Annotated in this window: 28 protein-coding genes; 16 read left to right on the top strand and 12 right to left on the bottom strand. The window is 70.3% G+C overall.

Annotation, left to right across the window (positions count from 1 at the left end; genetic code table 11):
- Positions 1-16 precede the first annotated feature (16 nt).
- From NR798_RS30445 to NR798_RS30420, 6 genes are all read left to right on the top strand, one after another.
- Entirely contained in the window at positions 17-457 is a 441-nt protein-coding gene (locus NR798_RS30445; protein WP_375766023.1) for a hypothetical protein, read from the top strand.
- A 357-nt stretch (positions 458-814) separates the two neighbouring features.
- Entirely contained in the window at positions 815-1,297 is a 483-nt protein-coding gene (locus NR798_RS30440; RefSeq protein WP_375766022.1) for a hypothetical protein, read from the top strand.
- Positions 1,281-1,766, top strand: a complete 486-nt coding sequence (locus NR798_RS30435) for a hypothetical protein (RefSeq protein ID WP_375766021.1) — start codon at positions 1,281-1,283, stop codon at positions 1,764-1,766. Before NR798_RS30440 ends, NR798_RS30435 begins: the two co-directional genes overlap by 17 nt.
- Positions 1,767-1,838: 72 nt before the next feature.
- Positions 1,839-2,216 carry a hypothetical protein gene (locus NR798_RS30430; RefSeq protein ID WP_375766020.1) on the top strand — a complete coding sequence of 126 codons (378 nt, stop codon included), beginning with the start codon at positions 1,839-1,841 and terminating at the stop codon, positions 2,214-2,216.
- 12 nt (positions 2,217-2,228) lie between these two features.
- On the top strand, positions 2,229-2,837 hold the full coding sequence (locus NR798_RS30425) for a hypothetical protein (RefSeq protein ID WP_375766019.1): 609 nt from the start codon (positions 2,229-2,231) through the stop codon (positions 2,835-2,837).
- An 11-nt stretch (positions 2,838-2,848) separates the two neighbouring features.
- The gene (locus NR798_RS30420) at positions 2,849-4,537 is read left to right on the top strand and encodes a tetratricopeptide repeat protein (RefSeq protein WP_375766018.1); all 1,689 of its coding nucleotides are present in this window, start codon (positions 2,849-2,851) and stop codon (positions 4,535-4,537) included.
- A gap of 10 nt (positions 4,538-4,547) precedes the next feature.
- On the opposite strand, the gene NR798_RS30415 is transcribed toward NR798_RS30420, so the two are convergent.
- From NR798_RS30415 to NR798_RS30400, 4 genes are all read right to left on the bottom strand, one after another.
- Complete coding sequence (locus tag NR798_RS30415) at positions 4,548-5,393, bottom strand: alpha/beta fold hydrolase (RefSeq protein ID WP_375766017.1); 846 nt, start codon at positions 5,391-5,393, stop codon at positions 4,548-4,550.
- 59 nt (positions 5,394-5,452) lie between these two features.
- Positions 5,453-6,616: a PD-(D/E)XK nuclease family protein gene (locus NR798_RS30410; RefSeq protein WP_375766016.1), complete on the bottom strand. Its 1,164-nt coding sequence runs from the start codon at positions 6,614-6,616 to the stop codon at positions 5,453-5,455.
- Entirely contained in the window at positions 6,616-9,024 is a 2,409-nt protein-coding gene (locus tag NR798_RS30405; RefSeq protein ID WP_375766015.1) for a UvrD-helicase domain-containing protein, read from the bottom strand. Before NR798_RS30405 ends, NR798_RS30410 begins: the two co-directional genes overlap by 1 nt.
- A 162-nt stretch (positions 9,025-9,186) precedes the next feature.
- Positions 9,187-9,606, bottom strand: a complete 420-nt coding sequence (locus NR798_RS30400; RefSeq protein ID WP_375766014.1) for a cyclic nucleotide-binding/CBS domain-containing protein — start codon at positions 9,604-9,606, stop codon at positions 9,187-9,189.
- Positions 9,607-9,686: 80 nt separating this feature from the next.
- On the opposite strand from NR798_RS30400, the gene NR798_RS30395 reads away from it, so the two are divergent.
- Complete coding sequence (locus NR798_RS30395; protein WP_375766013.1) at positions 9,687-10,235, top strand: isochorismatase family protein; 549 nt, start codon at positions 9,687-9,689, stop codon at positions 10,233-10,235.
- Here the strand turns inward: NR798_RS30395 and NR798_RS30390 are convergent.
- The 6 genes from NR798_RS30390 to NR798_RS30365 all read right to left on the bottom strand — a co-directional run bounded on the left by NR798_RS30390 (position 10,232) and on the right by NR798_RS30365 (position 15,493).
- Positions 10,232-11,104: a metal ABC transporter permease gene (locus NR798_RS30390; protein ID WP_375766012.1), complete on the bottom strand. Its 873-nt coding sequence runs from the start codon at positions 11,102-11,104 to the stop codon at positions 10,232-10,234. The genes NR798_RS30395 and NR798_RS30390 overlap by 4 nt on opposite strands.
- Positions 11,085-11,903: a metal ABC transporter ATP-binding protein gene (locus NR798_RS30385; protein WP_375766011.1), complete on the bottom strand. Its 819-nt coding sequence runs from the start codon at positions 11,901-11,903 to the stop codon at positions 11,085-11,087. The genes NR798_RS30390 and NR798_RS30385 overlap by 20 nt, the downstream gene beginning before the upstream one ends.
- Positions 11,890-12,741, bottom strand: a complete 852-nt coding sequence (locus NR798_RS30380) for a hypothetical protein (RefSeq protein ID WP_375766010.1) — start codon at positions 12,739-12,741, stop codon at positions 11,890-11,892. Before NR798_RS30380 ends, NR798_RS30385 begins: the two co-directional genes overlap by 14 nt.
- Before the next feature lie 3 nt (positions 12,742-12,744).
- Positions 12,745-13,668, bottom strand: a complete 924-nt coding sequence (locus NR798_RS30375) for a metal ABC transporter substrate-binding protein (RefSeq protein ID WP_375766009.1) — start codon at positions 13,666-13,668, stop codon at positions 12,745-12,747.
- A 23-nt stretch (positions 13,669-13,691) separates the two neighbouring features.
- Positions 13,692-15,008 carry a zinc-regulated TonB-dependent outer membrane receptor gene (locus NR798_RS30370; RefSeq protein ID WP_375766008.1) on the bottom strand — a complete coding sequence of 439 codons (1,317 nt, stop codon included), beginning with the start codon at positions 15,006-15,008 and terminating at the stop codon, positions 13,692-13,694.
- A 68-nt stretch (positions 15,009-15,076) separates the two neighbouring features.
- The gene (locus NR798_RS30365) at positions 15,077-15,493 is read right to left on the bottom strand and encodes a hypothetical protein (RefSeq protein WP_375766007.1); all 417 of its coding nucleotides are present in this window, start codon (positions 15,491-15,493) and stop codon (positions 15,077-15,079) included.
- A 133-nt stretch (positions 15,494-15,626) separates the two neighbouring features.
- Between NR798_RS30365 and NR798_RS30360 the strand changes: the two genes are divergently transcribed.
- The 6 genes from NR798_RS30360 (at position 15,627) to NR798_RS30335 (ending at position 21,815) form a co-directional block, all read left to right on the top strand.
- Positions 15,627-15,968: a Rieske (2Fe-2S) protein gene (locus NR798_RS30360; protein WP_375766006.1), complete on the top strand. Its 342-nt coding sequence runs from the start codon at positions 15,627-15,629 to the stop codon at positions 15,966-15,968.
- Positions 15,969-16,001: 33 nt separating this feature from the next.
- The gene (gene folE, locus NR798_RS30355) at positions 16,002-16,622 is read left to right on the top strand and encodes a GTP cyclohydrolase I (protein WP_375766005.1); all 621 of its coding nucleotides are present in this window, start codon (positions 16,002-16,004) and stop codon (positions 16,620-16,622) included.
- Positions 16,623-16,680: 58 nt separating this feature from the next.
- The gene (locus tag NR798_RS30350; protein ID WP_375766004.1) at positions 16,681-18,111 is read left to right on the top strand and encodes an FAD-binding oxidoreductase; all 1,431 of its coding nucleotides are present in this window, start codon (positions 16,681-16,683) and stop codon (positions 18,109-18,111) included.
- A gap of 230 nt (positions 18,112-18,341) precedes the next feature.
- A complete protein-coding gene (locus NR798_RS30345) occupies positions 18,342-19,091 on the top strand; it encodes an RNA polymerase sigma factor RpoD/SigA (RefSeq protein WP_375766003.1) in 750 nt (249 codons plus the stop codon).
- Positions 19,092-19,224: 133 nt separating this feature from the next.
- On the top strand, positions 19,225-19,968 hold the full coding sequence (locus tag NR798_RS30340; protein WP_375766002.1) for a hypothetical protein: 744 nt from the start codon (positions 19,225-19,227) through the stop codon (positions 19,966-19,968).
- On the top strand, positions 19,965-21,815 hold the full coding sequence (locus NR798_RS30335; protein WP_375766001.1) for an AMP-dependent synthetase/ligase: 1,851 nt from the start codon (positions 19,965-19,967) through the stop codon (positions 21,813-21,815). The genes NR798_RS30340 and NR798_RS30335 overlap by 4 nt, the downstream gene beginning before the upstream one ends.
- Before the next feature lie 87 nt (positions 21,816-21,902).
- On the opposite strand, the gene tatA is transcribed toward NR798_RS30335, so the two are convergent.
- Together tatA and NR798_RS30325 are read right to left on the bottom strand one after the other, a co-directional pair.
- Complete coding sequence (gene tatA, locus NR798_RS30330; RefSeq protein ID WP_375766000.1) at positions 21,903-22,136, bottom strand: twin-arginine translocase TatA/TatE family subunit; 234 nt, start codon at positions 22,134-22,136, stop codon at positions 21,903-21,905.
- Between the two features lie 76 nt (positions 22,137-22,212).
- Positions 22,213-23,220 (bottom strand): sensor histidine kinase, encoded by a 1,008-nt coding sequence (locus tag NR798_RS30325; protein ID WP_375765999.1) that lies wholly within the window; start codon positions 23,218-23,220, stop codon positions 22,213-22,215.
- Positions 23,221-23,417: 197 nt separating this feature from the next.
- Between NR798_RS30325 and NR798_RS30320 the strand changes: the two genes are divergently transcribed.
- From NR798_RS30320 to NR798_RS30310, 3 genes are all read left to right on the top strand, one after another.
- Positions 23,418-23,792, top strand: coding sequence for a response regulator (locus tag NR798_RS30320; RefSeq protein WP_375773844.1), 375 nt, complete (start codon positions 23,418-23,420; stop codon positions 23,790-23,792).
- 129 nt (positions 23,793-23,921) lie between these two features.
- Positions 23,922-24,251, top strand: a complete 330-nt coding sequence (locus NR798_RS30315; protein WP_375765998.1) for an SCP2 sterol-binding domain-containing protein — start codon at positions 23,922-23,924, stop codon at positions 24,249-24,251.
- A 113-nt stretch (positions 24,252-24,364) separates the two neighbouring features.
- Positions 24,365-25,537 (top strand): CaiB/BaiF CoA transferase family protein, encoded by a 1,173-nt coding sequence (locus NR798_RS30310; protein WP_375765997.1) that lies wholly within the window; start codon positions 24,365-24,367, stop codon positions 25,535-25,537.
- The last annotated feature ends 103 nt before the right edge of the window (positions 25,538-25,640 follow it).

Raw genomic sequence — 25,640 nt, 5'->3', positions numbered from 1 at the left:
CTGAAACCGTGATTCCGTGAGCAGCCTCCACCGCCAAGAGCCCGCGCTGTACCGACGGCCCCGCCTGCTGGCGCTGCCGCTGGTGCTGCTGTGTGCGCTGGCGTACCTGGGGAGCGCGGCTCACTTCTTCCTGGTGCAACACAACACGTGCGTCGAGCACGGGGAGTTGCTGCACGAGGCCGGAGCGGAGCAGGGGGAAGCGCAGCTGGAAGCGCGCGAGTCCTTCGAGGACGAGCGTTTCACTCGCACGGATGCGCAGCAGGTGTCCGTGCACGGCGCGGATGCACACTGCGCCCATGTCTTCCTCCGCCGGGTGGTGCAGCCACCGGCTGGAGTGATGCTGCCGCCGGAAGCGCCCGTCCAGTCGGGACAGGTGCTGGAGGCGGACAGCGTGGCCGTGGAGCCCCAGGTCGCGTGGCTCCATCTGGCTCCCAAGTCTTCACCGCCGCGGGTCTGAGCGTGGGTTGAGGGTGCTTCGGGCACCCGGCGCGCGCGTCCTCCCTCTCCCTCTGGGAGAGGGGCGGGGTGAGGGTCTTCTCTCTCCTTGGGCCGCGTCTCCGGTCCTTCCTGGCGCCCTCGGGCATCGACAACGCATCCAGACGCATCCCCGCGCCTCATGTGAGGCTTCAGGGACGTGATCCGTGCACGCATCCGGAGCCTCCAATTCCTGGCACCGGTGCGCGAGGCGATGCCCACCCCCGCCGTGTATCCGCGCGCGCGCCTTCCCCACGTTCCTGGCGTCCCAAGCCGTCTCCCGGGACGGGAGCGTGGGGGCATTGCAGCACCAACACGTCAACACCTGGAGTCACACGTCATGATGAAGAAGTTGCTGTCTGTCTGTCTTTTGTCGAGCGCGCTGCTCGCGGGTTGCGGTGGCGAGAAGAACGAGGCCGATGTCGAGGGATGCGAGCACCTCCAGGAGGGCCCCGGCGCCGCCGTGAGCGCGAGTGCTTCGGCCACTGGCACCCTCCCCGCCGTGAGCAACGATCACAAGCGCTACGACATCTCGCTGCCGGCGGGCAACGGGGGCAACGTGGGCTCGGTGTCGTTCGCGGCGGCCGAGGCCTCCGACTACGTCTTCTTCCTGGGCTCGAACGTGACGCTGAAGGTCACCAACTCCTCCGGCGAGACGGTGTCGTTCGAGGAGTCCGCGACAAGCTCGACGGAGTGCACCAACGTCAAGGGCCGCTACGTGGCGCCGCTGCAGGTGGGCTCGTACACGCTGACCTTCGGCCCCACGTCCGAGAGCAGTGTCTCGCTGGTCATCGAGGAGACGGCCCATGCGGACGAGCACTGAGCGCAAGCTGCTGGCGGCGTTTGCCTGCGGGGTGCTGGCCCTGACCGGGTGCGCGAAGTCCTCCACGGCGCTGGAGCCCGAGCTGGCCGCCGCCCACCAGAAGATGGAGGCCGAGCACCAGGAGATGGAAGCGGCCCACCAGAAGATGGAGGCCGAGCACCGCGAGTGGGTGGCGGAGCACGACCGCCTCAAGGGCGGCGCGGCCGACGCCGAGCACGACGCGCTGGAGGCCCAGCACGAGCAGCTGCTCTCCCGCCACCAGGCGGTGGTGGAGCGCCACCAGAAGCTGGTGAGCGACCACGGCCAGCTCGAGGCCTCCCACGGCGAGGACAAGCCCGCTTCCTCCGAGCACGGCCGCATGGAGGACGAGCACCGCGACATGCGTGATGAGCACAAGTCCATGGTGAGCGAGCACGAGCGCCTGGGCCAGGAGCACCGCCGGATGCTCGGCGCGCACGCCACGAAGTAACGGCAGCCGGAGCGGGAGGCCCGCGAGTCCTCCCGCTCCTCTTCCTTCCACCTGATTCCGCAGGAGATGACCATGGGGACCTTCAAGCAGTTCCTGGACGAGAAGCAGTTGAATCCCGAGACGCTGGTGCGCCTGTCCGGCCAGCTCGAGGCCCGCGCCGAGGACGACCGCAAGCTGGCGAAGCAGCGCTCCGACAAGCGGCGCGACAAGGAGGCGCAGACGAAGCCGTACGCGGAGCTGGGCATCGGCAAGCCGAAGAGCGGCCGGGGCGTGAGCGTGCAGCAGGTGACGGCCGCCTTGGAGGACAAGCCGCTGCCTCCGAAGGTGCGCGGCAAGCTGGTGCGCGCGGTGAACGCCGTGCTGTCCAAGAAGGGCGGCCAGCGGGTGGACTCCCAGGCGCTGTTCGGCGAGGTGCCGGTCCGCAAGGGCACGGCGGCCAAGGCGAGCTGAGGAGACACGCGGATGGGCTCCTCCCTTCTCCACCCCCTCCCGCCAGAGCTGCGGCGCGACGGGGAGCGGCTGTTCGAGGTCTCCATGTGGTGCATCGGCCGCGATGTCTCCCACGCGGACAACCTGCTGCTGCGCCATGGCTTCACCCGCGAGCGCATTCCGGCGGGGCAGCCGGGCACCAGCGCCTACTCGGGTGCGTTGCCCGGGGGAGGGGCCCTCACGCTGTGGGGCTTCGGTGCGCTGTGCCGCGTGTGCGGGGAGTCCATCTACGTGCCGCGCGATGGTTTCTCGCCGGCCGTGGTGGAGGAGGAGCGCGTCACCTGGCCCGTCTTCCTGGCGGCGGGGCTCGGCGGCCCGCGTGAGCCCCTCACGCCGTGCGAGCACTCCGCCGCACGGGCCGCGGTGGTGGCCCTGGCCGGGTGGATGGCCGGGTACGAGGAGTGGGTGCGGGGACTCATGGGCGCGGAGTGGCGGCACGCGTGCTTCGCGGCGCGGCCCAAGGTCTCGCCCGTGCCCGCGGAGTTGTTGGCGGTGGAGTGGCGGCGTCTGGCTGGGCGCATCGAGGCGCTGGAGCGGCCTGTGGTTGTGAACGAATCCTTTGCCCCGCTCGCCGGGGCGTGAGTGAGGTCACCATGCTTGCGCGACACCTTCGAGCCGAGGAGCCCTCCATCTTCCCCTCCACGCCCTGGGACGACGTCCCCGACCTGGAGCTGCCCACGCCTCCGCTGCGCGAGGGGCTGGGACGTGCGCACCTGAAGGTGAGCACCGAGGTGCCCCTGGCCCAGGCGTATTTCGATCAGGGGCTGCGCCTGCTGCACCTCGGCTGGGGCGCCGAAGCGCGGCGCTCCTTCGCGGAGGCCGCGCGGCTGGATCCACGGCTCGCCATGGCGCACTGGGGCCTGGCCCTGACGCGTGGGGCGGGTGCGCGCTACGCGGTGGCCCGGGCGGAGGCCATCCACAAGGCGCTCGGCCTCAGCCAGGGCGTGACGGACGTGGAGCAGCGCTACATCGTCGCGGCCACCTTCCTGGCCGACAAGGGCCCCGCCAACGGCCGCCATGGCTTCGTGCGGGAGATGGAGGCGCTCGTCGACCGCTTCCCCGAGGACGCCGAGGCGCGCCTGCTGCTCGCCGGCTTCCTCTCGGATGGCTACGAGACGGATGGACGCCCCAGCGCGGGCCAGCCCTATGCGCAGGCCCTGCTGCGGGAGCTGCTGCGCACGCACCCCCACCACGAGGGCGTCCACCACGCCTGGGTGCAGGTGATGGTGGAGAGCGGGCGGCCCGAGGCGGCCCTGGAGAGCGCCCGGCGGCTGCGGTTGCTCGCGCCTCGCGCGGGGACGGCCCTGCTCGGCTCCGGCCGGCTGCTGCTGCGCACCGGCCACACCCGCGAGGCGCGCGAGGTGCTCGAGGCGGTGGTGGCCGCGGACGACGCCTGGCTCTCCCAGGAGTCCCTGCCCGAGTCCGCCGCGCCCGCCGCGGGACTGGCGCTGCGGCTGCTCGTCCAGGCCTGTGCCGACGCGGGGCGGTATGGCGAGGCCCAGTCCTGGGCACGCCGCCTGCGCCACCGTGTGGAGCAGGTGTCGCCGCACCTCGGACAGGCGCTCGTGTTCGCGGCCGGTGCGCTCTCCAGCGTGCACCTGCGCTTCGGCTTCTGGCGCGCGGCGGCGGACCTGCGTGTGGAGCTGGCGCCGGAGGCGAGCGTGGCCGAGCGGGGGCTGCTCACCGGCATGGCGGCGTATGCCCGAGGGCTGCGCGCCCTGGAGGCGGGCAAGTGGGTGGAGGCGGAGCGGGTGTGTGACGAGCTCGATGCGATGCACCCGCCGCTGTCCGAGGAGCGCAAGGCGGACCCCCGCATGCTCTGCCCGCGCGACGTTGCCCGGGTGGTGGAGCTGGCGGCGTGTGAGCTGCGGGGTGCACTGGAGGCGCGTCAGGGAGACTTCGCCCGCGCCGAGGCCTCGCTCATCCGGGCCATGCGGTTGGAGCGGCGGCTGCGCGCGGCGGGCCCCTCCGCCTTCTCCCGCCCGGCCCGTGAGACGCTGGCCCGCTCCCGCGTGCGCGCCGGCCGCGAGGACAAGGCGCTGGAGCTGGCCGAGTCCCTCGTGAAGGAGCGGCCCGGCAGTGGCCATGCCTGGTTCCTCCTCGCCGAGGTGCACGTCTCCCTGGGCGCCTACGCCGAGGCGGCCTCGGCCTTCGCCTCCTTCCTGGCGTGCTGGCGTGACGCGGATCCGCAGCTGCCGGAGCTCCGGCGTGCCCGGGCCTTCATCCTGGGCCGTGGCGGGGTGAGCGAGGACGCCGCGCTGCCCGCCAACGTCGCCTGCTGAGGGCCCACGCTCACGCCCGGTGCGGTGCCGCCTCGTCGAGGAACGTGAGGAGGCGCCGCCCGCACTCCTCCGGGTGCTCCAGGGGGAAGAGGTGCGTACCGGGCAGCTCCTCGGCGCGGGCTCCGGGGATGGTCCGCCCGGCGCGGGCCAGGGCCGCCGGGAGCAGCGTGTCCGAGTCGCTCCCGCGCAGCACGAGCGTGGGCACCTTCACCGAGCGCAGCTTGCGCCAGACGCCGTGCGGCGAGGTCTCGAAGACGCGGGCCTCCCAGGCGGTGGGGATGGTGAGCCGGAAGCCGCCGCCGGGGGCCTCGGTGAGGCCGTGGGTGAGGTAGTCCTGGAAGCACTCGGCATCGAAGCGCCGGAAGAGGGGCTTCTTGCGGTAGCTCGTGGCGGCCTCCTCGCGCGAGCCCCAGGTCTCACGGCGGCGGCGGGCGAGGCTCGCGGGGGGCACCCGGCTCCGCATCCCGAGCAGCGTCAGCGCCTGGAGAGCCAGCTGGCGCGTGCCCGTGAACAGCACCGGGTCCAACGCCACCACGGCCCGGAAGAGGCCCGGGTGCTTCACCGAGGCGAGCAGGGTGGCCACGCCCCCCATGCTGTGGCCCACGCCCGTCACCCCCTCCAGGCCGCGTGCACGCAGGGCCTGGGCGAGATCATCGGCCATGTCCTCCCAGTCGCGCAGCTCCCGCGGATCCGTCCCCGGCACGAGGGCGCGGCTGCGCAGGGTGAAGACGTGGTAGCGCGGTTTGAGCAGCTCGATGAGCTTGCGGTAGCTGCCCGGGGGGAAGCCGTTGGCGTGCGCGAGGTGCAGCACCGGGCCGGTGCCGCCCCAATCATCCAGTTGCAGCGGGTCGCTCATCGCGCTCCCGCATACCGCACGAGGCCCGCGCTGTCCCGCGCCTCGCGCTTGCCTGGCTCCTACGGGGCGTTGGGCGCGCCGGGGACATACCCGGGCCGCCGATGCTGGGCGGGGGCGGGGCAGAAGTGCCGGAAGTCACACGCGTCACAGGTGGGCTCGTCCCCCTCGGCGGGCCAGTGGCGGAGGATGTCGCCGTGGGCGGCCTCCTGCGCGACGCAGGACTCGATGCGCCGCACCACCTCGTCGAAAGCCGCGATCGCCGCGTTCATGCTCGGCTCGGTGATGGGGACCACGCGAATCATCCGGGCCATGCGGAAGTCCAGGCTGAACGTGGGGACCTCGGCCCCGGGCCTCCAGGTGTTGAGCTGGTAGGCGTCCGGAGAGCCGGCGGCCGGGACGATGTCGGTGCCGCCGTCCCGCATCTCTCGCAGCAGGGTCGTGAGGTCATCGGCGGCCGGCGCGAGCTCGTTGATGTAGAGGAGCACGCCGGCGGCCACGGGCCGGGTGTTGGACTGCCTGGAGCGCAGCCACGCATACGTCTGGAGCTGCCAGCCGCCCTGCTCCCAGTAGGGATGAGCCGTCGGCGGGCGGCGGGAGCCCTTGTAGTCCACGATGATGTCCGCATCGGGCGGGAGCTGCGTGCAGACGCGCCGCACGGCCTCGCGGATGACGTTTCCGGCGGCCGACGCCACCGACACGGATGAGAGCACGTCCATGATGCCGTGCAGCTCGTACATCCGCGCGCGCATCGGGGCGCCCGCCACCGGCTGCAGCTCGCGGGTGCCGATGACCTTCTCCTCCGCGGCGACGATCAGCGGGAAGAGGTGCGGCCCCACGTGGTTGACCGCGAGCTCCGCGCGTTGGTAGGCCGACTCCCGGAGCGTCCGGCTGCGTGGCGTCTTTCCCGCCGCGCTCAGGGTGGTCTCGACGAGCTCTCCGATGCTGCCGATGTCATGCGGCGCCCTCCCTGAGGGCGGGGGCTGGAGCGGGGAGGACGGGTTGCACGGCCAGGGAAAGGTCCGGGCGCCCTCCAACCACATCCGGTACGCCGTCTCCATGACGCCGTGGATGAACTCCCCGAACCACACCTGCACCGGACGCGAGGGCGGGAGCGCACTGCCGTTCTGGTAGCGGTACAGCAATCCGCACCGCAGGAACGACAGCAGATCTCCGGTGAGCGAGTACCGGGGGACGAGCTCCGGAATGCGCCGCTTCTCCAGCATCAGATGAGCCTCAGGGGATGGTTGTTGACGAGGCCAGGCGGGCGCTTGCCCGTGTAGGGGGCCGCCCAGGGCCAGGTGCCGTCGCGCCGCCAGGACGTGGCCACGTTGCGGATCCTCGTCCGTTGCTGCAGGCACTGATCCAGCCCGACGAGCAGCAGCACCGACTGGGGCCGGCTGTAGGCCACGTAGTAGAGCCGGAGCAGATCCTCGAACGTGCGCTGCATCCCGTTGCGCGTCTGCCGCAGCGGGCCGATGGGCGTGGCGCTCGCGAGCTCATCCTCCAGCTCGGCGACGTTGCTCGGGGCCTCCGGGAAGCGGCGGAAGCGCTGGCGGTGATGATCCCTCGAGAAGTCCGAGGCGACATCGACGATGACGAGCGGGAACTCGAGTCCCTTCGCCTGGTGGATGGTCATGAAGCCGAAGCGGTCCCTGGGGACGTGGGGCATGATGTCCTCGTCCACGTCGACCTGCCCCTCGGCGAGGGGCGCGAAGATGTCGCGGATGGCGCTCTCGACGCTGCGCCCATCGTGAAGGCCCTGGCCGTGCATCACGAGCGCGCGGTACGTCGAGAACGTGGTGGACTGCGCGATGGCCCGGGAGATCGCCTCGAGGTGCACCTGGCCCTCGGGGTCGCCGCGCAGCCGGGGGAACCAGGTGAGCAGCTTGAAGCACAGCTCGAGCACCGGCCACTCCAGGGGCCACCCGCCGCCCGCCTGGTTCCGCCGCTGGCCCCAGGCCGCGACGAAGCCCGACAGCTTCTGGGAGCTGTTGGGCGGCGGATGGGTGCTGGCGAACTGCCGGTACGCGGCGCGGAACGTGTTGAGGTGGTTGGCGGCGTCCGTCCGCAGCAGCATCGCGTTCTGGCGGGCGGCTCCCGGGTCCAGGCACTCCAGCATGGCGCCGAGCAGCTGCTGCACGTCCTCGATGTCCCGGAGCGCTTGTCCGCGCGGGTTGAAGACGCGGACGTCCCGCTTCTGCAACTCGTGGCGGAGCAGGTAGGGGAGGCGGGGGCGCGGAGGCTGTCCCATGTAGGGGGCCGTGAACTCGTTCACGGTGTGGGCCAGCAGGACGGCGTCGCCGAAGTCGCCACCGTGGGGGTCCGCGCGAATCGTCTCCTGGGTGTCCGGGGCGGCGCCCGGTACCACCCGGCCCGGTCCCCGGAAGACGTCGCACAGGAAGGTGGCGAGGTCCGCCGCGAGCGCGTCCGCGTTCGGGCGGAACAGGCCGAGCACCGGGATGTTCGCCGAGGGCAGCTGCGCGTTGATGAGCGGCTTGGGCGGCTGCACGCGGGCGGGGACGAAGTCCGGGTCGTTCTGGATGAAGCTGTTGAAGAAGGAGACGATCTCCGGGGTCGAGCGGTAGTTGGCGACGAGATCCAGCCGCGAGGCGGACGCTCCCGGCAGGGCGGTCTGGAGCCGGGTGCGGAAGTCCCGGAACAGCTCCACGGTGGCGCCACGGAAGCGGTAGAGCGACTGGTCGTCATCCCCGACGACGGTGAGCGAGGCCCCGGTCTGCCGGCACAGCTCGAAGTAGATGCGCTCCTGCAGCAGGTTGGTGTCCTGGTACTCGTCGACGAGGATGGCCTTCAGGGGACTGGTGAAGCGCGAGAGCCGGCCGGCGGCGAGCCGCTCGTGGAACAGCTTCTCGAGCAGGGCGAAGTCGAGGCGGTTGGTCTCGGCGAGGTGCTGGCGATAGGCCTCGTAGCCGCGCGCCAGCAGCTCGCGCGGCTCCGAGGGGTCGAGCCGGCGGAAGACGGACAGGTCCACCTCATCGTGGCTGAAGCGGTCGAAGAGGGGCCGGACCAGCTTGATGAGACTCGCGGCGTTCGCGGGAGGCTGTTGATCGGAGGCGAGCCGGGCGAGGTAGCTGGCGACGCCGGGGTTCAACGTCCCGTTCTCGTAGAGGTGGGGGCCCAGGCCCCGGCGCAGCAGGAGCGCGTCCGCCGCGAAGCCCTCGAGCAGGCTGGGAGCTGGATCGGTCGCGGCCCGGAGCGAGCGGAGCGCCTCCTCGCAGATGCTGTCGAGCGTGCCGGTGACGAACCGGTTCACGTCGACGTGGGCCAGATGGGCCCGGAGCGCGGGGGCCCCGTTGCGCCGGAGGAAGCCGATGATGTCCAGGCCCCATTCGATGAGGCGCGTGCGGATCTCATCCGCGGCCTTCCGGGTGAAGGTCGCGAGGAGGACGTGCTCGGGCAGCCGTCCATCGACGACCACGGCGCGGATGGCGCGCAGCACGAGCACGGTCGTCTTGCCGCTGCCCGGTCCGGCGACGATCTGAAGAGGGACCCCGAGCGGGTGCAGGATGCAGGCTTCCTGCTCCGGGTTGGGCGGAGGCGGCCGTCCCGGTTGCGGCCGGAACTTCGCGATGGCCTGCCGGAGGACCGGGACGAACTCTTCGAGGGGCAGCACGTTGGGCTCTCCCGTGGCTTTTCCCTTGGCCTACGTGACGGGTCGGGTAGGGAGGCAATCACCCGTCCCGCGTACAGCTGGATGGCCGCGCAGCTGTACCACAAGGGTCACCCCAGGAAAAGCACCACTCACGAGGTAAGCCGACTCTCGCGGTCGAGTGCCTCAGCCCACCCGTCCGGTCTCGGGAAGGTCCTCGGCCAGGAAGCGGATGACGTCCGCGGGGGTGATCATCCCCAGCAGCTTCTCCTCGCGCACCACGGGCAGGTGGTGGATGCGGTGCTTGCGGAAGAGCGCAATCACCTCGTCGGTGAGATCGAACTCGTCCACCGTGTGCACGGGCGAGGTCATCACCTCCTCCACCGGGGTGCGCAGCGGCCGGCCCTCGAGCAGGGCGTTGAGGATGTCGGCCTCGCTGATCATGCCCAGCACGCGCCCCTCGTCGTCCGTCACCGGCACGCCGCTGATGCGCTCCTCGGCGAGCAGGATGGCGATGTCGGACAGCGGCATCCCCAGGGAGACGGACTTCACCGGCGTGTTCATCAGGTTTCGGGCGTGACCCTTCATGCCAACGAGCTTGGTCACGCGTTGGAGGGGCGTCAATCTCGCAGGGCAACGAGTGCGGCGTGCTTGACGAGTGGGCGTGGCTCCGGAGAATCCCCCTCATGCCCACCTTCCGCCTCAAGAAAGACCAGGCCTCGCTGCTCGTCGTGGACATCCAGGAGCGCCTGACCGCCGCCATGGAGCGGGACTCGCTGGACCGGATGCTCAACCGCACCAACGCCGCCATCGAGGGCGCCAAGGCGCTCGAGCTGCCCATCATCGTCACCGAGCAGTACCCCAAGGGCCTGGGGCCCACGCACTCGCTGGTGAAGATGCGGCTGGGCAACTACTCCGCGGTGGAGAAGATCGACTTCACCGCCTGCGTGCCGGACGTGGCCGCGCGGCTGGGGGCTCGCAAGCAGGTGCTCATCGTCGGCATGGAGACGCACGTGTGCGTCTTCCAGACGGTGCGCGACCTGGCCGAGAAGGGCTTCACCCCGTTGCTGTGCGCGGACGCGGTGATGTCGCGCAACCCGGAGGACCGCCGGGTGGGCCTGGAGATGTGCCGCGAGGCCGGGGCCCACCTCGTCACGGTGGAGGCCGCGCTGTTCGACATTCTCGGGTGCGCGGGCACCCCCGAGTTCAAGAAGGTCTCCGCCGCCGTCCGCTAGCGGCCGCGGACCACGAGCTGCCTCACGCCCCGGGCGAGCAGCGCCAGCACCACCAGCGCGCTCGCGAGCACCGTCTGCGAGCCGCCCACCGGGAAGTTGTAGAAGTAGGCGAAGAGGTAGCCGCCCAGGCCGGAGATGGCGCCCGCGAGCGTGGCCAGCAGGAAGGTCCACGGCAGCCGCAAGTCCAGCACCAGCGCGGCGATGGCCGACAGCGTGGAGAAGGCGAACACCGGCAGCGCGCCGAGCGCCCGCGCCGACACGCCCACCATCAGCCCGATGGAGATCATCAGCACCGCGTCGAGCGCGCGCACCGGCAGCCCCTGCACCATGGCCCCGGTGCGATCGAAGCTGGCGAAGGTGAGGCCGCGGAACCACCACAGGTGGAAGAGCAGGGTGAGGGCGCCCACCACGGCCACCGCGATGAGCTGGGGCTGCTCCACCAGCACCGCCGTGCCGAAGAGGATGCCCTGGATGTCATGGGCCTCCTGCGAGATGCGGTCTCCCACGAGGATGGAGGCGCCGCCGGTGAGCGCGTAGGCCAGGCCGAGCAGGCTCTCGCGGGAGATGCGCAGCCGGGTGGGCTCCATCATGAGCAGCAGCGTGGCCAGCAGGGACAGGCCCACGGCGCCCACGGTGGGGGCCACGTGCAGGCCCAGGTGGATCTCCGCGTAGAAGGCCAGCGCGACGCCCAGGCCGGCCGATTGCGTCACCGCGGCGCTGACGAACACCATGCGCCGCAGCACCACGTACACGCTGAGGAAGCCCAGCACGCTGCCCGCGATGAGCGCGCAGAGCATCGGGTCCCTGAACAGCTCGTAGGCGTCCCAGAACTGTGCCCAGGTGGTGGTCTCAGCCAGTTGCGGGTCCAAGGGTGTGTCCTGAAGAAGGATGGCGGGGGCAGTAATCGTCGCCGTACTGGTGCCGGAAGGCAGGATGGCAGAAGACCGTGTTGGCGTCCCCAAGAACCACGGCCGGGGCCTCTCTATCCACGAAGAGCAGCTGATCCGCGAACTCGGCGGCCACGCGCAGGTCGTGGCTCACCACCACCACCGCCAGGCGCCGCTCGCGCGCCAGCTCCGCCAGGCGCCGCATGGTCTCCCGCTCGGCCACGGCGTCCATGGCCGCGGTGGGCTCGTCCAGCAGCACCAGGTCCGCCTCGGTGGCCAGCACCCGCGCGAGCAGGGCGCGCTGCTTCTGGCCCTCGGACAGCTCGCGGTAGGGCCGGTTGGCGATGGGGCCCGCCCCGGCCGTCTCCAGCGCCGAGTCCACCACCTGGCGATCCTCCCGCTTGGAGAAGGGCCGCAGGAAGTTCCACCCGGTGAGCCGTCCCCAGTGCACCAGCTCGCGCGAGCGCACCGGGAGCATCGCGTCGATGGCGGACGTCTGCGGCACGTACGCGCTCTTCACCTGCGGGCTGGAGCGGTACACGCGGCCGGACACCGGCGTCTGCAGGCCCAGCAGCGTCTTGAACCACGTGCTCTTGCCCGAGCCGTTGCGGCCAATGACGGCCAGGAAGGTGCCGCGGTGCACCTGGAGGTTGATGGGCGGCAGCAGCGCCTGCCCCTGGTAGCCGATGACCAGGTCCTCGCAGCACAGGAGCAGATCCGGCTTGTGGGGATGCGTGGCATGGGATGGGGCCTGCTCGGGGCCGTGCTCACCGTTCGCCACGGGTCACCTCCGCTTCCGGTGAGAACCGGGCCAGCCGCTCGAGCAGCGCCTTGCGCGCTTCCGCGTTGGCCGGGTCCGGGTCATTGAAGTCCACCACGCCGTCCGGGTCCTGTTTCAGCTTGCTCCAATCCACGGGATCGAAGAGCCCGGCCGTCAGCACCAGCTTCAGGTCCAGCTTCGCCCGGGGCGGAGTGGAGCGGTCCGAGGGTAGCTCCACCGTACCGTCGAGCACTGACACCGGCTCGTCGCTGCCCGTCGCTGGCGTCAGGTCCAGCCGGAAGCGGCGCTCGCCGGGGAAGCGCGGGGTGGCGCGCCCGTCACGCACGGTGCCCTCCAGGCGCAGGGCCTCGACGCCCCAGCGGCCCTGGGCCACCTGCGTCTCCGGCAGCGCGCACTCGGGCCGGCAGTCCACCGCGCGCGTCTCCGGGTCCAGCAGGTTCATGGGCTCGCCCACCGGGAGCGTCACCACCGCGCGGGCACCACCGCCTCCGCCCGCATCCGCGGCCACCTGCTCGTAGGGGATGAGCGCCCCGTCGTCGCGGTGGCAGTGGCCGCCGTGGCACAGCGAGTAGCCCGGGGGCGGGTTGGCCGGGTTGAAGGCTCCGGCCGGGCCGCTCGCGCTGGAGATCAACTCGATGGTGGACACCCGCATCGACCCCGAGTCCATGCGCACCTGGTAGTCCGAGCTCAGCCGCTGGTAGCCGTCACTCGCGGCGCGGTCGGCGAGGGGCTCGTACGCGGCGCGCACGGTGGGCTCCACCACCGCGAAGCCCTGGCCGGGCTCCCACGCGCAGCCGCCGAGCGCCAGTCCCAACAAGAGGAGAAGAGGCCGCCGCATGGCTCAGAGCCCCTTTCCCTTCAGGCCGTTCTCCAGGCGCGTCACCAGCTCCTCGATGTGCTGGGTGTACGTCTGTCCGGCGCGGAAGTCGGTGCCGCCGGGGATGACGACGAGGGGCGCGGGAACCTTGCTCGCCACCAGCTTGGAGGTGGTGGTGGGGTAGTACTCCTCCTGCAGCACCATGCGGGCCTTCTTCTGGCGCGCGAGCCCCAGCACCTGGGCCACGTGGGCGGGGTTGGGGGGGATGCCGGGCTTGGGCTCCAGGAAGGCGATGGTGTCGAAGCCCAGCCAGTCCACGAGGTACGCGGTCGTCCGGTGGTAGCCGACGACGGGCGCGCCCTTCAGTCCGGCCAGCCGCTGCTGCCAGCCGGGGATGGCCTTCTCCAGCTCGGTGGTGAGCTTCGCCAGGTTGGCGCGGTAGGTGTCCGCGTTCTTCGCATCCAAGGTGCTCATCCGGTCGGCGATGCCCTTGGCCACCATCAGGCCCGCGCGCGGGTCATAGAGGAAGTGCGGGTTGCCGCCCGCGTGCACGTCGCCATGGCTGCGGTCCACGGCGGTGGAGGGCACCTCCAGCGTGCGGACGAACTGGGACACCTCCAGGTAGCCGGGGCTGCCGGAGAGGATGCGCGCGTTGCGCGAGCCGTTCTGCAGCGTGGGCAGCCAGCCCACCTCCAGCTCCAGGCCGATGGCGATCAGCAGGTCCGCGCGGTTGAGGTCGAGGGCCAGGTTGGGCTTGGCGTCCACGAAGTGCGGATCCTGCGTGGACAGCGCCAGCGAGGTGACCTGCACCTTGTCGCCGCCCACGGCCTTGGCGAGCGCGGCGAGGTCCGGCACGGAGGCGACCACCTTCAGGTCGGCGCGGGCGGGGAGGGCGAGGAGGACACAGAGGGCGGCGCTCAGGGCCGCGAGGTATCGGAAGGGGCTCATCGAAGACTCCGGAGCAAAAGGGTTCAGAAGGCGTGAGCGCCGTGCGCGCCCATCACTACTTCGAGTGCGAGGAAGACCGAGTAGTCCGGGCGATCGCGCCAGCCGACGAGGTCGGTGGCACCCTGCAGGCGCAGGCGGGAGAACTCGGTGGGCCAGAAGGTGACGTTGGCGGAGATGCGCTGGCGGTTGTCGGCCCACTCGGTGTCGAGCGGATCCTCCGCGATCGCGCCGTTGAGCGCACGTGCCGGGGAGCCGAACTCGTAGCGGCCGCCCGCGGCCCAGCGCTGGTCGAAGCGCCAGAGGACCTGGCCGTACCCGTTGAAGTCCGACAGCACGTCCTCGGGCACCTGACGGCGCCGGTAGAAGAGCTCGGCCTGGAGCGTCACCTGGGTGGTGCTGCCCGCGGAGAGGGGCCGGTACTTGAGGTACACGTCCGTGCCGAGCACGTCGGTGCGGTTGTGGTAGCCCGTGGGGTTGGGGCCATTGGCGCCGGACAGGCCCCACATCAGCGACAGGTCATCCGACAGCGGGAAGAACTGCTTCACCGCCCCGGTGAACTGGAAGTCGAAGGGGGAGGTGACTCCGCCGCCCCCGGCGCCGAGGAAGCTGCGCGCGGTGGACTCGCCGCTGGCGTCGGTGACCGAGCCCACCACCTCCAGGTACCAGGGCAGCGGGGAGAGCCAGGAGGCCTCCACGCCCAGGCCGCGGTTGCCCTCGCCGCCGAAGATGCGGCCCACGGCGAAGGGCTGGTCCGCGAAGTCCCAGGCATGCGGGTGCGTGGGGTTGAGCCGGCCGAAGCGGGTGAGGAACTGGCCAGCGCGCAGCTGGAGGCTGGCGGGCAGGTCGGTGGTGGTGGCGTAGGCCTCCTCGACCTCGACGCCGAACTGGCTGAAGACGATGTTGCCGGTGAAGCGGAAGTACGGGTCCACCGCCGTGGTGAGCGACATCTCCAGCTGCTGGAAGTTGAAGCCGCTGGCGGTGGGGTCATGCCCGCCCGTCTGCAGCGGCTCCTTGGAGGTGAAGGCGGCCGCCGCCACGTCCAGGACGAAGGACAGGTTCAGCCCGTGGAAGTCGACGTTCGTCGGGCTGAGCGTCACGCCGCTGGAGGCCGGAGCCGCCGGGATGCTGTCGGGGGGCGTGCCGGCCTGGGGAGCCTCGGCGGCGTCCTGGCCGAGCGCCTCTTGAATCTCCTTCAGATCCTCGGCGGACAGGCCCGCGTCCGGAGGGGGCTCCTGGGAGGGGGTACCCGCGTCCGGCGGCGTCTGGGCCGAAGCGGGCAGGGCGAGACAGAACGACAGGCAGACAGCGAGGCCGGCGAGCCGGCACGATGTGGGGGACACAATGCACTCCGCGAACCGGACGTCCGGACACAGACGGACGTCGACCCAAACACTTCGCTTCGACAGCGCTAGACGCGCGCGGGAGGCGAGGCCTTGGGGGCGGTATCGAGGACGGACAGCGAGGACTGGGGCCGGGGCGGCGCGGTGGCCGGGCGGCTCACCTCGAGGCACGCCTGGATGACGGGCTGGACCTCGGGGCTCGTCACTTCATCCCGGGTGCTGGCCGAGACGAGGGCGCACGCCTCGTGCTTGAGCGAGCCACCGGGAGCGGCGGGGGGCAGCTTCTCGAAGGCCTTCGCGTCCCGGAGCTGCGCGGAGAGCGCCGAGCCCTTGCTGGCCGAGCTCTCCTCGAAGGCGCGGTGCGTCGGGCAGTAGCGGTGGACGTGCTCCTGCGCGTGCGCGATGGCGATCAGCGGCTGCGCGACCCAGAGCACCACCAGCAGGGTGGCGATGAGGTGACCAGCGATGTGGGCGCGGATTCTCATCGGGCGGGAGGACGGTAAAACGGTAATTATTTGGTCTACTGGCCCCCTGGAGGGGTGTCAAGGGTGCGACGAGGGCTCCCCCCGGTATTCACGCGGGCAGAGGCGGCTCGACGCGGGGCGTTGAAGGAGACCGATGAACGGACAGGGGGACGAGCACTTCATTCCCGTGGCGCGCCTGGCGGACCTGGACGAGCGGGGCCGGGCGGTGGTGCGGGTAGGGGAGGACGAGGTGGCCCTGGTCCGGGTGGACGGACGGCTGCATGCCGTGCAGCAGGCCTGCCCCCACCGGGGGGGGCCCCTGTCGGAGGGAGACCAGGACGGGTGCCTCCTCTATTGCCCCCTCCACGCCTGGGCCTTCGATGTCCGCACGGGCGCCAGCCCGACGCATCCGGACGCGCGCGTGCGCATCTACGCTGTACGGGTCATTGGAGACGAGATTCAGGTGGCGGCTTCGGGTAGGTTGCCCGCCCCCTGAGGTACCGGACTGGCAACGAGGAAGACACGCACCATGGCCGCTGCTCGAAGGACCCGAGGCGCTCCGTCCGTGAAGCCCGACCGGGTGGCCATGGCCGCCGCCATCCAGGAGTTCCTGCGCGCGGCGGGCCTGCCGCTGGACAGCGATCCCAACCTCGTGGGTACCCCGGAGCGGGTGGCCGAGGCGTGGGCGGGCGAGTTCCTCGACGGCTACGGACGTACGCCCGAGGAGGCGTTGGGGGAGACGTTCCCGGGGCCGCCGGACTCGTCCGGGGAGCTGGTGGTGGTGACGGACCTGCGCTTCCAGTCCATGTGCCCGCACCACCTGCTGCCCTTCGAGGGCCGGGCGCACGTGGCCTACGTGCCGCGGACGCGGGTGGTGGGTTTCGGCCGGCTGGGGGCGCTGGTGGACTGCTTCGCGCACCGGCTCATCCTCCAGGAGGACCTGGCGCGCGAGGTGGCCTCGTCGCTGGCGCGCGTGCTGAAGAGCCCGGCCACCGCGTGCATCATCGAGGCCGAGCAGGCGTGCCTGCGCATCCGGGGCGACCGGCAGCGCGACGCCCGCACGCACGCGGAGGCCTACGAGGGCCGGCTGCGCAAGGACGGAGCCCTGCGCCGGGAGCTGTGGGCGCGGTTGGGCACCCTGAGACGTTAGTGGCGAGGCGTTGAGTAGCGAGGCGTTGAGTGGCGAGCCGTTGAGTGGAGCTGTCCGGATGACCCTGCCCGCGGAGCGTACCTTTCCCCGAGTTTCCCCTGCCCTCCTGGAGCGTGCGCAGGCCGCGCTGGTGGAGGTGCTCTCTCCCGGCCAGGTGCGCCGCGACGCCTCCACCCTGGAGAGCTACGCCGAGGACGAGTCCGACTCGGGCGTCTACCCGCCGGACCTCGTGGTGTTTCCCGAGAGCACCGAGCAGGTCTCCGCCGTGTTCCGCACCTGCCAGTCGCTCGGCGTGCCCTTCACGCCCTGCGGGGCGCGCAGTGGCAAGAGTGGCGGCTCACTGCCCCTGCTGGGTGGCGTGGCGGTGAGCTTGGAGCGGATGAACCGCATCCTCTCCGTGTCCGGGGAAGACCTCACCGCGGTGGTGCAGCCGGGCGTCATCACGGGCGAGCTGATGAAGGCCGTGGAGGCGCAGGGCCTCTTCTATCCGCCGGACCCCAACTCGTGGGAGTTCTGCACCCTGGGCGGCAACGTGGCGGAGAACGCCGGTGGCCCCCGGGCGCTCAAGTACGGCGTCACCCGCGACTACGTCATCGGCCTGGAGTGGGTGCTGCCGGGCGGCGAGGTGCTCCGCGTGGGCCGCCGCACCATCAAGGGCGTGGCCGGCTACGACCTGGTGGGCCTCTTCGTGGGCTCCGAGGGCACACTCGGGGTGGCCACGGAAATCACGGTGCAGCTCATCCCCAAGCCCCGGCACGTGAAGACGGCGCTCGTCATCTTCGACTCGGTGCACACCGCCGCGCACGCCATCACCGCCGTGCTGAAGGCGGGGATTCTGCCGCGCACGCTCGAGCTCATCGACGACGTGGCCCTCAAGGCCGTGGATGGCCGGGGCTTCAACTTCCCGGTGGGTGCCGGCTCGGCCGTCATCGCCGAGGTGGACGGCAACATGGAGGAGGGCCTGTTCGCCGAGCTCGCCTGGCTGGGTGAAATCTGCGAGCAGCACGGCGCCCGGGAGGTCCTCGTGGCCCAGGACGAGTCCCAGCGCGAGAAGCTCTGGGCGGCCCGCCGGGTTGTTTCAACCGCGTTGCGCTCCCTCCGTCCGCACAAGATCTCGGAGGACATCGCGGTACCGCGGTCCCGTATTCCCGACATCATCCTGGCCCTCAAGAAAATGGGAGAGGAGCTGGGGTTGCTCGTGGCCACGTACGGCCACGCGGGGGACGGCAACCTGCACGCCAACATCCTCTACGAGGGCCCACACCAGCGCGCCCTCGTGGAGACGGCCATCCAGCGCATGCTGGAGCTCACCGTCTCCATGGGCGGCACCATCACGGGCGAGCATGGGGTGGGACACGCCAAGCGGGAATATCTGGCGATGGAGCAGTCCGAGGCCGTGCTGGAGCTGCAGCGCCGTCTGAAGGGCTTCTTCGATCCTTCAGGAATGCTCAATCCCGAGAAAATCTTTCCCGCGCCCAAGTGTTCTTAGTCCTCAGCGGACACACTCGTTCCTCGGGGGCGTCGTCATCTCCCACCCTGTACCGCGGACCGTCACCGGGTTGTGACGTGGCTCCGGTCTGCTTGTCGCCAGGGTAAGCGGGTCAAATACCCCCGAATGGAAATGAGAAACGCTTCGGCCCGTTGTGCGTCCTAGAGATGTGGACGCGGGAACCGGGGGGCGAGCGCGTCCGTCACACAGAGGAACTGGAGACGCGAAACATGGCGAACAGGACGATGAAGTACGGAGCCGAGGGCCTGTCGCACTACCTGCGTCATCTCGGGGATCATTCGCAGTTGACCCGAGAGCAGGAGTACGAACTGGCCGGGCGCGCTCGCAAGGGTGATGAGGCGGCGCGGCAGACGCTCGCGCAGTCCAACCTGGCCTTCGTGGTGGCGGTGGCGAAGAAATTCTCCAACCGTGGCGCCCGGCTGGATGACCTCATCCAGGAAGGCAATGTGGGTCTGATGAAGGCCATCGAGCACTTCGACCCCAAGAAGAACGTGCGCTTCGCCACCTACGCGGTGTGGTGGATCCGCGCCTACATCACCCGCTACCTCAAGGACAACCGCAGCCAGGTGCGCGGCGGTGAGGCCGAGCGCGGCAGCATGACGGACTTCTCGCTGGACGCGAGCATCGACGAGGACGGCGAGACGACCTTCCTGGATCGCCTGGAGGACGGGGGTCCCTCGCCTCAGCAGGTATTCCTGGCTCGCGAGCAGAACGAGGAAGTGCAGGAGGCGCTGGCCAAGGTGCGCAAGCGCATTGGCGACCTGGGGTGGGACATCCTCACCGAGCGGCTCACCCAGGACAAGCCGCGCACGCTGGAGGAGCTGGGCCAGCGCTGGGGCGTGTCGCGCGAGCGCGTGCGGCAGGTGGAGCTCAAGACGAAGAACTTCCTCGAGCGCTACCTGGCGGCCTTCAATCAGGACGAGGAGCAGCAGGACGCCTCCTCCGCCGACGCCGCCTGATCCCCAGGACAGGCACCATGTCGGCTGACAAACCGGGCGGTACCTGAGGTGCCAGGCGCACCGCGGGTACCGCCTTCGTCGTTTCCGGGGGCCCGGTTGCCGGTGGCGGAAAACGCGTGCTAACACGCTCCGTATGCGCTCGATTTCACTTGCCCTTTTCCTCCTGGCGGCCTTCCCCGTGCTGGCCGCGACCCCCGAAGAGCTGTCCGCCTGGGATGCCCAGTACGAGCAGAAGCGCGGTGACGCCGCCGCGGTGAAGCAGCTGGACGAGTCCCTGAAGAAGGCCCTCGAGGCCACGCCCGACGACTACGAGGTGCTGTGGCGCGCGGCGCGCATCCGCAACTGGCAAGCGGATGGGACCACGGACGCGAAGGTCAAGAAATCCCTGGGAAAGCAGGTGTGGGAGCTGGGGGACCGGGCCCGGAAGGTGGCGCCGGACCGGGTGGAGGGCCACTACTTCGCGGCGCTGGGCATCGGCGCCTACTCGGAGGCGGTGGGCATCCTCTCGGCGCTCGGTGAGGGCCTGGAGAGCAAGTACAACGAGCGCCTGGACGCCGCCCTGAAGATCGACGGGATGTACGGCCGGGGCGGGCCGCTGCTGGCCAAGGGGCGCTACTTCTACAAGCTGCCCTGGCCCAAGAGGGACCTCGGCAAGTCCACGTCACATTTCCAGAAGGCCCTCTCTAAACATCCCGAGACGCTGCGGGGCTGGCTGTACCTGGCCGAGACGCTGCTCGCCGACGGTGAGGAGAAGAAGGCGCACGAGGCCATCCTCAAAGTGACGCAAGGAAGTGTGGGATACGACCCGGCCGAGGGTCGGCGCGTCCAGGAGTGGGCGAAGCCGGTCCAGGCGGCCATCGAGGAGAAGCTCAAATGAGAGCGGAACCCCAGCTAGCCACCCCGGACGCGCGCAACCTCGTCGAACTGCTGCTCCAACGGGCACAGTCTCCCACGAAGGTGGCGGCGAGCTGGAAGACGGGGGGCCGCTGGGAGGACGTGACGTGGGGCCGCATCCTGGAGGACGTGAAGGCGCTGTCCGCCGGCCTCATCGCCCAGGGCGTGAAGCCGGGGGACCGGGTGGCCATCTACGCGGACACCAGCCTCCAGTGGGTGGTGTGCGACCTGGCCATCTCCGCCGCGCACGCCATCACCGTCCCCATCTACGCGTCCAACACGCCGGACGAGGTCCGCTACATCCTCAACCACTCCGAGGCGTCGCTCGTCTTCGTGGACCATGACGAGCGGACGCCCAAGCAGGCGGGCCGTGCCACGCGCCTGCGGCAGAAGCTCGCCGAGTGTCCCGGTGTCCGCAAGGTGGTGCTCTTCGAGGGCGCCACCTCGGGCGATGCGGAGCTGACGCTCGCACAGGTGATGGAGCAGGGCCGCGCGGCCCACGCCGCAAGTCCGGAGTCCTTCGCCGAGCGGGCGCGGGCCATGGGTCCCGAGGACGTCTGCTGCATCATCTACACCTCCGGCACCACGGGGGACCCCAAGGGCGTGCTGCTCACCCACGGCAACTGGGCCTACGAGGCCCAGGGGCTGAAGGGCACCGCGTTGATGCTGCCCAACGACGCGGTGATGATGTTCCTGCCGCTGGCGCACTCCTTCGGGCAGGTGGTGAAGGCCGGGTGGCTGGCCATGGGCTTCCGCATGGTGTTCGCCGAGTCGACGGAGAAGCTGCTGGGCAACCTGGTGGAGACGCGCCCCTCCATCCTCCCGGCGGTGCCGCGCGTCTTCGAGAAGGTCTACAACGGCGTGGTGGCCAACGGCTCCGCCGCGCCGGGCGTGAAGGGCCGCCTGTTCCGCTGGGCCTTCTCCCTCTTCGACGAGTACGTGGAGGCCAGGCTCCAGGGCCGCGAGCCCGCCCACGTGGGCCTGGCCCTGGCGCGCAAGCTGGTGTTCAGCAAGGTGCGCGCCTCGCTCGACGAGAAGCTGGGCGGCAACATGCGCCTGTTCATCTCCGGCGGCGCGCCCCTGTCCCGGAAGATCGCCTACTTCTTCGATCTGCTCGGCTACAAGGTGCTGGAGGGCTACGGCCTCACCGAGACGTCCGCCGCCGCCTGCGTCAACCGGCCGGACCGCATCAAGCTCGGCACCGTGGGCCCGCCGCTGCCCGGCACCGAGGTGAAGATCGCCCCGGACGGGGAGATCCTCCTGCGCGGCCCGGGGGTGATGAAGGGCTACTACAAGAACCCGGAGGCCACCGCCGAGGTGCTCAAGGAGGGGGGCTGGTTCCACACCGGGGACATCGGCGAGGTGGACGTGGACGGCTACGTCACCATCACCGATCGCAAGAAGGACATCATCGTCACCTCCGGCGGCAAGAACGTCTCGCCGCAGAACATCGAGAACACGCTCAAGACGTTCCCCCTCATCAGCCAGGCGGTGGTCCACGGCGACAAGCGCAAGTACCTGGTGGCGCTCGTCACGGTGGCCGAGGAGCCCGCGCGCAAGCTGCTCACCGGCAAGGGCGTGACGCCCGGCGGCTACGCGGAGCTGTGCCGCCGGCCGGAGCTGCAGGCCGCGGTGCAGGAGATCCTCGACAAGGTGAACGCGGAGCTGCCGTCCTACAGCACCCTCAAGCGCTTCGCGGTGATGGAGGCGGACTTCAGCCAGGAGTCGGGGGAGCTGACGCCGAGCCTCAAGGTGAAGCGCAAGCACGTCAGCCTGAAGTTCAAGGCGGTGCTGGACGGGCTCTACGACAAGGACGACCGCGCGGACTGACCCGCACGCGACGACGCCCGTGCCAGGCTCCCGGGGACGAGAGGCCGGCGCGGGCGTGGCCCTGCGCGCAACGGCGAAGCGGAAACCTCAGCCCTGGTGGCTGGAGCTGCGGGCGCTGGCGTCCTTCTCCACCGTGCCGCTGCTGGCGAGCGTGCCGGACGGCTTCTTCTCGTCGGCGGGGGCGTCCTCCCCCCCGAAGCCGCGCTTGAAGTTGCGGATGGCGCTACCCAGCGAGGAGCCGAGCTGCGGCAGGCGCGAGGCTCCGAACAGGAGCAGCAGCACCGCCATGATCAGCAGAATCTCCGACATCTTCAGACCCATCGCGCACTCCTCGAAGAAAAGGCCCGGGCAGGATAGCCCCCCGGGGCGCGGGTCGCCAGCACGACGACGGGAAGGCTCAGACCTGAACGCCCGCCGAGGAAGCGAGGGCGATGGGGAGTGTAAGGTAGAGCGTAGTGCCCCCCGCATCCGCCGACACCCCGACAGAGCCGCCGAGCGCCTCCACCTCCTGCCGGGCCAGCCCCAGCCGCAGCGGATCCTCCAGCTTCTTCTCCCGGAAGGCCCGCTCCTCGCGCGAGAAGGTGAGGGCGAGCTCCTCCTCCGACAGGGGCACGCCATCCCGCCGCACCTCCACCCGGAGCAGCCCTCCCTCGTCCGGCCGGGCCCTGACCCGGATCTGCTCCCCGGCCTGGGCCCGCAGCAGGTGGTGGCGGATGAAGGCCTCCACGGCGTGCTGCACCCGACCCCCATCCACGTCCACCTCGGGCAGGGCGCCTCCGGGCAGCTCCAGGCTCAGCGCCACGCTCGCCGTGCCCGCGGCCTCCAGGTGGTGCTCCACCGCGTTGGCGAGCAGGGGCTCGAGCGGCTGCCGCTCCTGCTCGCACGCCAACATGCCGAGGTCCGCCCGGCTCGCGTCGAAGAAGTCCTGGGCGAAGGCCAGCGCCTTGTCCGTGTTGCGCAGGATGGTCTCCAACCCCCGCTTCGCCTTGGGCTCCAGGGGGATGCGGCCATTGAGCAGCAGGGCGGCGTAGGAGCGCACGTTGGCCAGCGAGCCCCTCAAGTCATGCGAGGCCAGCCCCAGGTAGCGGACACGCCGGCGCACCAGCTCCTCGTCCCCCTGCGCGGGCTGCGTCCACACCAGCCGCGTGCCGTCCTCCAGCGGGCGCTCGCCTGCCCGCACCAGCCGCCCCTCGTGCTCCCACGAGTCCAGGCCCGGCCGCCGCTGGAAGCCCACCGCCTCCAGCAGCTCCACCAGCGTGCTCGCGCTCTCGGGAAGCCGCTCCACCCCCAGGTGGGCCCGCATCCGGCCGTCCACCTCGCGCACGAGGCCCCGTCGCGAGAGGAGGGCGAACCCGGGCTCGTCCTCTCCGGCCGCCGCCTGCCTCCATTCCCCCTCGTGACTCACGCCTGCCGTCTCCTCGTCCATGGGTTAGGAGAACGGTGGGGAGGCAATGTCGATTTTGCAACGTGCCTGCCTTGCTGCCCTACGAGCCGGTTGAATTCTTCCTCACCTTCCCGCCCCTTGAGAGAAAATCGAGGGTGCGCGCCACTCAGGAGAAGAACCTGTCTTCCGCCAATCTTCAGCACCAGGGGTCCAACGTCGTGCTGGTGGTCGATGACGACCCGGACATCCTCGAGGCCCTCTCGGAGATTCTCGAGGCCGAGGGCTTCGAGATCCGCCGCGCACGCAATGGCAAGGAGGCTCTCGAGCGGCTCGAGCCGGATCCGCCCCAGCTCATCCTCCTGGACTTGATGATGCCGGTGATGGACGGCTGGGAGTTCGCCCAGCGCATGCGCCAGCGGCCCTCGGTGGCCGGCATCCCGCTCATCGTCCTCAGCGCGGACCGCAACGTGGGCAGCAAGGCCACGGACATTGGCGCGGTGGGCCACCTGGCCAAGCCCTTCGAGCTCAACGACTTGCTGGACATGGTCCGGCGCTCGCTGGGCCAGGCCCAGGCCTCCAGTGCCGGCCGTTGAGTCACTCGTTGACTCACCTCACGGCGAGTCACCTCACGGCTTGACCCGCCCGGGCACCCTCATTACGGTGCCGGCCGGACGTTGATTCACCAGTCAATCCCTCAAATCAATCCCTCAAAGGAGAGAGCGATGGCGAGCGCACAGGACATCATCGAGACGGACATTCCGGACGTGCTGAAGCAGAAGCCGGAGCTGGCCAAGGACATCAACGCGGTCATCCACTTCAACATCACCGGCGACAACGGCGGCACCTGGACGCTGGACTGCACCAAGTCCGAGGGCTGGGTCACCAAGGGCGCCGAGGGCAGCCCGAAGATGACCGTCACCGTCAGCAACGACGACTTCGTGAAGATCCGCGCCAAGCAGCTCAACGCGCAGATGGCCGCCATGCAGGGCAAGCTCAAGTTCAAGCCGATGGACATGGGCCTCGCCATGAAGCTGGCGAAGCTGCTCGGCTAGCATCATCGGAGCCGCGCCCTCGGGCGCGTGGCTTCTCGGGCGGCGTGTGCTCCTCTTCTCGGGGCCGCGCCGCTTCTTTTTTGTCTCCCCCCTCAGCGCCTCCCCCCCCCACCATGAACACGCTTCCCCTGTCCGGACTCAAGGTCCTGGATCTCTCCCGTCTTCTGCCCGGCCCCTACGCCACGCTGGTGCTCGCCGACCTGGGCGCCACCGTGGACAAGGTGGAGGACCCCCAGGGCGGTGACTACCTGCGCCAGATGGCGCCGCTGCGCGACGACGAGAGCGCGCTCTTCTACGGGCTCAACCGCAACAAGCGCTCGCTCACGTTGGATCTCAAGTCCCCCGAGGCGCGCGAGGCCTTCAAGCGCCTGGTGCGCGGCTACGACGTGCTGGTGGAGAGCTTCCGGCCCGGCGTCATGGACAAGCTGGGCCTGGGCTGGAGCGTGCTGCACGCGGAGAATCCGCGGCTCGTCTACTGCGCCATCTCCGGCTACGGGCAGACGGGGCCGGACCGGCTCAAGGCCGGGCATGACCTCAACTACGCGGCGCGCGCGGGCGTGCTCGGCTACGGCGGCGAGGCGGACGGCGCGCCGGCCTTCCCCGGCGTGCAACTGGGTGACATCGGCGGCGGCAGCCTCTTCGCCCTCGTGGGCATCCTCGCGGCGCTCCACGAGCGCGAGCGCACCGGCCAGGGCCGCTTCGTGGACGTGTCCATGACGGACGGCTCCACGGCCTTCCTCCACATGCACCTGGCGGCCCGGCTCTTCATGGGCGAGCAGGGCCAGCCGCTGCGCCGCGGCCGCGAGACGCTCAACGGCGGCTTCGCCTGCTACGGGCTGTACCGCACGAGCGACGGCCGCTACCTGTCCGTGGGCGCGCTGGAGCCCAAGTTCCTCGCCGGCGTGTGCCAGGTGCTGGGACGCCCGGACCTGCTCGCGGAGGCCTACGACACAGGTGAGGCCGGCGCGCGCGTGAAGGCCGAGTTCTCCCGCATCTTCGCCGCGCACCCCTTGTCCTACTGGATGGAGCGCTTCTCCGGCACGGATGTGTGTGTTGAACCCGTACTGGAAGGCGATGAGGTGCTGGAGGATCCCCAGCTGCGTGCCAGGAATCTGTTCGTGGAGTCTGAAGACACCCAACGTGGGAGAAGAGTGACCCACCTCCTCACGCCGCTGCGCATGGGCGAGACACCGTTGCGTCCTCCTCCCGCTCTTGGACAGCACACACATAAAATTCTTTTCGAGGCAGGATTTAGCCCGGAAGAAGTTGAAAGACTGGTCAAATAAGTTCTGTCTGGAATTGGCGGGGACTTCGCGCGGGAGAGCCGGTGCGTCATGAATCCCGGATCTCCCGTGAAATGTGGGGGTCTGCCTTTACCCGCTACCCACG

This window comes from Archangium gephyra, assembly GCF_042230915.1.
GTDB lineage: Bacteria > Myxococcota > Myxococcia > Myxococcales > Myxococcaceae > Archangium > Archangium gephyra_B.
The sequence above is the reverse complement of the archived record's forward strand: the minus strand, read 5'-3'. Positions and strand labels throughout refer to the sequence as shown.